The 6,332-nt window shown below is 67.3% G+C and carries 8 protein-coding genes; 7 read left to right on the top strand and 1 reads right to left on the bottom strand.

Annotated elements, in window-relative coordinates:
• Positions 1-109 precede the first annotated feature (109 nt).
• From AN478_RS14580 to AN478_RS11775, 6 genes are all read left to right on the top strand, one after another.
• Positions 110-274 (top strand): AzlD domain-containing protein, encoded by a 165-nt coding sequence (locus tag AN478_RS14580; protein WP_231627415.1) that lies wholly within the window; start codon positions 110-112, stop codon positions 272-274.
• Positions 275-342: 68 nt separating this feature from the next.
• Positions 343-468, top strand: coding sequence for a hypothetical protein (locus AN478_RS14780; protein ID WP_269434448.1), 126 nt, complete (start codon positions 343-345; stop codon positions 466-468).
• Between the two features lie 135 nt (positions 469-603).
• Positions 604-2,220, top strand: coding sequence for a peptide chain release factor 3 (locus AN478_RS11790; RefSeq protein ID WP_054966829.1), 1,617 nt, complete (start codon positions 604-606; stop codon positions 2,218-2,220).
• A 207-nt stretch (positions 2,221-2,427) separates the two neighbouring features.
• Positions 2,428-2,631 (top strand): cold-shock protein, encoded by a 204-nt coding sequence (locus AN478_RS11785; RefSeq protein ID WP_054966828.1) that lies wholly within the window; start codon positions 2,428-2,430, stop codon positions 2,629-2,631.
• Between the two features lie 256 nt (positions 2,632-2,887).
• Positions 2,888-3,091 (top strand): cold-shock protein, encoded by a 204-nt coding sequence (locus AN478_RS11780; protein WP_054966827.1) that lies wholly within the window; start codon positions 2,888-2,890, stop codon positions 3,089-3,091.
• A 373-nt stretch (positions 3,092-3,464) separates the two neighbouring features.
• Complete coding sequence (locus tag AN478_RS11775) at positions 3,465-3,668, top strand: cold-shock protein (RefSeq protein ID WP_054966826.1); 204 nt, start codon at positions 3,465-3,467, stop codon at positions 3,666-3,668.
• Positions 3,669-3,743: 75 nt separating this feature from the next.
• Here AN478_RS11775 and typA read toward each other — a convergent pair whose 3' ends face one another.
• Entirely contained in the window at positions 3,744-5,558 is a 1,815-nt protein-coding gene (gene typA / locus AN478_RS11770; RefSeq protein ID WP_054966825.1) for a translational GTPase TypA, read from the bottom strand.
• A 248-nt stretch (positions 5,559-5,806) separates the two neighbouring features.
• Here typA and AN478_RS11765 point away from each other — a divergent pair, with 248 nt between their 5' ends.
• The gene (locus AN478_RS11765) at positions 5,807-6,247 is read left to right on the top strand and encodes a VOC family protein (protein ID WP_054966824.1); all 441 of its coding nucleotides are present in this window, start codon (positions 5,807-5,809) and stop codon (positions 6,245-6,247) included.
• Positions 6,248-6,332 lie beyond the last annotated feature (85 nt).

Genomic DNA, 6,332 nt, shown 5'->3' with positions numbered 1-6,332 from the left:
GACCGAGGGCGAGGATGTCCTTGCTCTGCATGCGGGACCTCAAAACGTGGGGATCAGGGACAGCCCGAGACCGGGCACTCAGTCTCCGCAAAGACTATGCGAATTCCATTTGCGGCGTCGAGGAGCCCCGGAATCGGCCTTTGCCCTGCCGCCGGAGAACGGGCGGCCCCTGGCCGCCGCCTTGGCGGTGCTGGTGGCTTGGCGGAGCCGGAACATGCTGCTCACCCTGGCCGTGGGCATGGTCAGCCTGTGGCTCCTGGAGTGGCTCCTCTGAGGGGTTGCCCTACCGGAACCGGGGCGTTAATGTAAATGAAAACTATTTTCATTTGAAGGGAGCGCCCCGTGACCATCGCCCAGCGAACCCGTCGGCCCGAACCCGCCCGCGACGCCCTGCTGGCCTTCCTGCGAACGGAGGAGCAGGCCTACCGGCTCCTGCGGCGCAGCCTGCGGGGCGCCCCCCGGGGCTGAGAGCGCCGAGCGGGGGCGGCGGAACCCGGGGGCCGGGAACGGGTCGGATTCCGGGGGAGCCGGCCGGGACACGCCCGGCCGCTGTCCTTTATACTCCCAGCTCCCAAATTTCCCGGCAGCCCGATCCAGAGCCCCATGACGGAAATCGCCCGAGAAGTCGAACGCCGCCGCTCCTTCGCCATCATCTCCCACCCGGATGCGGGCAAGACCACCCTCACCGAGAAGCTCCTGCTCTACGGGGGCGCGATCCAGCTCGCCGGCACGGTGAAGGGGCGCAAGTCCGACCGCCACGCCACCTCCGACTGGATGGCCATGGAGCAGGAACGCGGCATCTCCGTGACCTCCACGGTGATGCAGTTCCCCTACCGCGAGCGCATCGTCAACCTGCTCGACACCCCCGGCCACGGCGACTTCTCCGAGGATACCTACCGAACCCTGACGGCGGTGGACTCGGCGCTCATGGTGATCGACGCCGCCAAGGGCGTGGAGGAGCGCACCAAGAAGCTCATGGAGGTGTGCCGGCTGCGGGCCACGCCCATCATGACCTTCATGAACAAGCTCGACCGCGAGGGCCGCGACCCGGTGGAGCTCATGGACGAGGTGGAGGAGGTGCTCGGCATCCAGTGCGCCCCGGTGACCTGGCCCATCGGCATGGGCCAGCGCTTCAGGGGCGTGTTCCACCTGCTCCAGGACCGGGTGCACCTGTTCCCCGGCGGCGGCGAGCGGGTTACCGAGGGCGAGGTTATCGAGGGGCTGGACAACCCCCGCCTGGACGAGGCCATCGGCGACCAGGCGGCGGAGCTGCGCGAGGAGATCGAGCTGGTGGCCGCCGCCAGCCACGAGTTCGACGCCGAGGCCTACCGCCGCGGCGAGCTGACCCCGGTGTTTTTCGGCTCCGCCATCAACAACTTCGGCGTGGAGGAGCTGCTCGACGAGTTCGTGGCGCACGCCCCGCCGCCGCTGCCCCGGCCCGCCACCGTGGCCTCCGGCAAGGACGCCGACCCCGCCGAGGGCGAGGCGCGTACGGTGGACCCCGCCGAGGAGAAGCTCACCGGGTTCGTGTTCAAGATTCAGGCGAACATGGACCCCAACCACCGCGACCGCATCGCCTTCATGCGGGTCTGCTCCGGGGTCTTCCGCAAGGGCATGAAGGTCCATCAGGTCCGCACGGGCAAGGACCAGCGGGTCTCCAATCCGCTGGTGTTCCTGGCCAAGGACCGTGAGGGGGCCGAGGAGGCCTACCCCGGCGACATCGTCGGCCTGCCCAACCACGGCACCATCCGCATCGGCGACACCTTCAGCGAGGGCGAAAAGCTCAAGTTCACGGGCATCCCCAACTTCGCCCCGGAGCTGTTCCGCCGCGTGGTGCTCAAGGACCCCATGAAGAACAAGGCGCTGAACAAGGGCCTGGAGCAGCTCACCGAGGAGGGCGCCACCCAGCTGTTCCGGCCGCTGGTGAACAACGACCTGATCCTGGGCGCCGTGGGTCAGCTGCAGTTCGACGTGGTGGCCGCTCGGCTCAAGGACGAATACGGGGTGGACGCCCGCTTCGAGCCCGTGAACGTCTCCACGGCCCGCTGGGTGGAGAGTAGCGACCCCCGTGAGCTGGAGCGGTTCGAGAAGCGGGTGGAGGAGCACCTGGCCCGCGACGGCGGCGGCGACCTGGCCTACCTGGCCCCTACCAAGATCAACCTCGACCTCGCCATGGAGCGCTGGCCGGACATCGATTTCCGGGCCACCCGGGAGCACTGATCCCCTCCACCCTCCCTCCGGGGGGCGGCCCGCGAACCCGAGGCCCCGCCTCTTGGATTTCCGGCCCCCTCAAGGAACCAATGGGCGGCTCCGGCTTCTAATATGCTGCAACCCGGAAGGGCCGGGTGCGACGGAGCCGCACATGCGCAGGAACGCCGGCGGTGGTGACTCCGTCGGAGTTTTCCTACGCGTAGAGGTTGGTTGTAGATGCGTACCGGTACTGTGAAGTGGTTTAACGACGCCAAGGGCTTCGGGTTCATCGCCCCCGAGGACGGCGGAGATGACGTGTTCGTCCATTACTCCGCCGTGGAGGCCGAGGGCTTCAAGTCCCTGGCCGAGGGCCAGCACGTCTCCTTCGAGAGCGAGTCCGGGCCCAAGGGCCCCAAGGCCACCCGCGTGGTGGCGGACTGATCCCCATCCGTTGAGACCCCAGGGACCCCGCCACGCGCGGGGTCCCGTAGTTTCTTCTCCCCCTGGCCCGCCGCAGCCGGCCCGGATGCCTACCCGATTGCAAGAAACCTGTTGCACAACAGTGCATGAAGCGTAGACTCGGGAGGAGCAGTCTTGCTCCGAGGCGACGGGGGATTTCTGGTATTCGCACCTTGTGCGCCGTATTCCTGAATCGCGCCGAGGGGCTATCTTTTCGTTTTTTTTGTCGAGGTGTCTAATGCGTAGCGGTACTGTTAAGTGGTTTAACGATGCCAAGGGCTTCGGTTTCATCGCCCCCGAGGATGGTGGTGACGACGTGTTCGTGCACTACTCCTCCATCCAGGGCGATGGTTTCCGGACCCTGGCCGAGGGCCAGAACGTCTCCTTCGAGAGCGAGACCGGTCCCAAGGGCCCCAAGGCCACTAACGTCGTCGGCCAGTAAGTCCCCCGGCTCAGACTTCGTTGAAGCCCCGCCCCCGTGGCGGGGCTTTTTTTGTGCCCAAACCGCGGGGAGGGCCCGCAACGAGCCGGGATAGGCGTCCGGAACGACGGACCACCTCTGTCCCGCCAGGACAGACAGCAGCCCCCTACGCCGCGCCTCGGTTGCAGCGCCGGAATTGCCCCCCGCCTGCATAACGGCCTTTTAACAAAGCAAAAAGAGTTGGCGGAGCGTGGAAAGGGGCGTACACTCGAACACAGGTGTTGTGTTTGGACGTGCGTCCGGGTTGGAGGTCCTTGGGGTCCGAAGCCCGTGGTCCCGGCAGGGGCCGGCACCGAAGAACACTTTCTTTCAGCTTAATCTGTCGAGGTGTCTAATGCGTAGCGGTACCGTGAAGTGGTTCAACGACGCCAAGGGCTTCGGGTTCATCGCCCCCGAGGACGGCGGCGACGATGTCTTCGTGCATTACTCCGCCGTTCAGGGCGAAGGCTTCAAGTCCCTGGCCGAGGGCCAGAACGTCTCCTTCGAGAGCGAGACCGGCCCCAAGGGCCCCAAGGCCACTAACGTGGTCCCCGAATAGGTTTCTACCGCATTCGGATGAAAAAGCCCCGCCGATTCGGCGGGGCTTTTTTTTGTCGCAATGCTCGGGGCGGGCTCAGCCGGCGCGGCCGGCCTTTTTGCGCTCGGTCTCGGTGAGCAGCTTCTTGCGCAGGCGGATGGACTCCGGCGTCACCTCCACGAGCTCGTCGTCGTCGATGAACTCCAGGGCCTCCTCCAGAGAGGGCTTCTCCGGCGGCACCAGGATGACGTTCTCGTCGGAGCCGGCGGCGCGGACGTTGGTGAGCTGCTTGCCCTTGAAGGGGTTCACGGTCAGGTCGTTGTCGCGCACGTGGCGGCCGACGATCTGGCCCTCGTAGCAGTCCTCGCCCGGGCCCACGAACATGGCGCCGCGGTCCTGCAGGTTGAACAGGGCGTATTCCACGGTCTTGCCCGTGCTCATGCTGATGAGTACCCCGTTCACGCGCCGGCCGTAGTCGCCGGGCTTAACCGGGCCGTAGTGGTCGAAGACGTGGAACATGAGGCCTTCGCCGGAGGTGGCGGTGAGGAACTCGCTGCGGAAGCCGATGAGGCCCCGGGCGGGGATCTCGTAGTCCATGCGCACCCGGCCCTTGCCGTCGGGGGCCATGTCCTTGAGCTCGCCGCCGCGCTCGCCCACCTTCTCCATCACCGTGCCCTGGTGGTCCTCCGGGACGTCCACGGTGAGGTGCTCGTAGGGCTCCTCCTTGGCCCCCTCGATCTCGCGGATCACCACCTCGGGGCGGGATACCGCCAGCTCGTAGCCCTCGCGGCGCATGGTCTCGATCAGCGTGGCCAGGTGCAGCTCGCCGCGCCCGGAGACCCGGAACTTCTCCGCGTCCTCGGTCTGCTCCACGCGCAGGGCCACGTTGTGCACCAGCTCCTGCTCCAGGCGGTCCTTGATCTGCCGGCTGGTGACGTACTTGCCCTCGCGGCCGGCGAAGGGCGACTTGTTCACCAGGAAGTTCATGGACACCGTGGGCTCGTCCACGGTGAGCGCCGGCAGCGGCTCCACCTCGGCGGGATCGCACAGGGTGTCGGAGATGCTCAGCGGGTCGATGCCGGTGAAGGAGATGATGTCGCCGGCGGAGGCCTCCTCCACCTCGATCTTTTCCAGGCCGCGGAAGCCGAATACCTGGCTGATCTTGCCGCTGCGGGTCTCGCCGTGGCGGTCGATGATGGAGACCTGCTGGTTGCGCCGGGCCGTGCCCCGCGTCACCCGCCCCACGCCGATGACGCCGGTGAACTTGTTGTAGTCCAGGGCGCTCACCTGGAGCTGGAACGGCGCGTCGGGATCGACGTCGGGGACGGCCACATTGTCCACGATGGTCTGGAACAGCGGGGTCATGTCGCCCTCGCGGGCCTCTGAATCCTCAGAGGCGTACCCCTCCAGGGCGGAGCAGTAGACCACCGGGAAGTCCAGCTGGTCGTCGTTGGCGCCCAGGTTGTCGAACAGGTCGAAGGTCTGGTCCACCACCCAGTCGGGGCGGGAGCCGGGACGGTCCACCTTGTTCACCACCACGATGGGCTGCAGCCCGCGGGCCAGGGCCTTCTCGGTGACGAAGCGGGTTTGGGGCATGGGCCCGTCCACCGCGTCCACCAGCAGGAGCACCGAGTCCACCATGGACAGCACCCGCTCCACCTCGCCGCCGAAGTCGGCGTGGCCGGGGGTATCCACGATGTTGATGCGGTAGCCCTCCCAGTCGATGGCGGTGTTCTTGGAGAGGATGGTGATGCCACGCTCCTTCTCCAGGTCCGTGCTGTCCATGATGCGCTCGGCATCGGGGGCGCGCTCGTCCAGGGTGCCGGACTGCTGCAGGAGGCGGTCCACCAGGGTCGTCTTGCCGTGGTCGACGTGGGCGATGATGGCGATGTTGCGCAGGTTCTCGATCACGAATTTCTATCCATCACAAAGAGGTTGCGGGTCGGGCCCGGAAGCCCGACAGGATACGCGCTTGGGGCCGTTGCCCCCAAATACCAGGAAGCATTTTGAGGAAAACGGCGCGAAAAGGTTCCCGGAAAACCGGAACCGAAGGGACCCGGCCATGACCCGGCCCCCGCGGCCGGGTATCATTGCCGGGTGCGCCCAATGCCTCGGGCCCGCCCCCACCAACCCACCCCGCACCAAGGAGCCGCAAGGAAATGGCCGCAGACAAGCCGTTGCAACGCCCCGCCGAGACCCTGGGCATGCGCCACCTGGCGCTTTTCGTCCGGAACTTCGCGGAGTGCGAGCACTTCTACGCGAGCCTGCTGGGCATGGCGGTGGAGTGGCGCCCCGACGACGACAACGTGTACCTGAGCTCCGGGCCCGACAACCTCGCCCTGCACCGGGTGAGCGACCCGCCGGCGGGCTTCGACGAGGCCCACGCCCAGCACCTGGACCACTTGGGCTTCTTCCTGCCCGACTTCGCCGCGGTGGACGCCTGGTACGCCTTCCTGGGCGAGCAGGGGGTGGTCATGAAGACGGAGCCCCGCACGCACCGCGACGGGGCCCGCAGCTTCTACTGCTACGACCCGGACGGCAATACGGTGCAGATGATCTGCCATCCGCCGGTTCTGGAGTGGGAGGCGATGCGCCGCTGAGGGAAGCGTCGCGGCGCCGGGGAGGAGCCAGGGCCCGGAGGCGGCCCGCTCCCGCCGGCCGGGGGCCGGCCCCGCCCGGCGGCCG

It is taken from the genome of Thiohalorhabdus denitrificans, from assembly GCF_001399755.1.
Lineage (GTDB): Bacteria > Pseudomonadota > Gammaproteobacteria > Thiohalorhabdales > Thiohalorhabdaceae > Thiohalorhabdus > Thiohalorhabdus denitrificans.
Note: the sequence above shows the minus strand (reverse complement) of the source record. Positions and strands in the feature narration are given on the sequence as shown.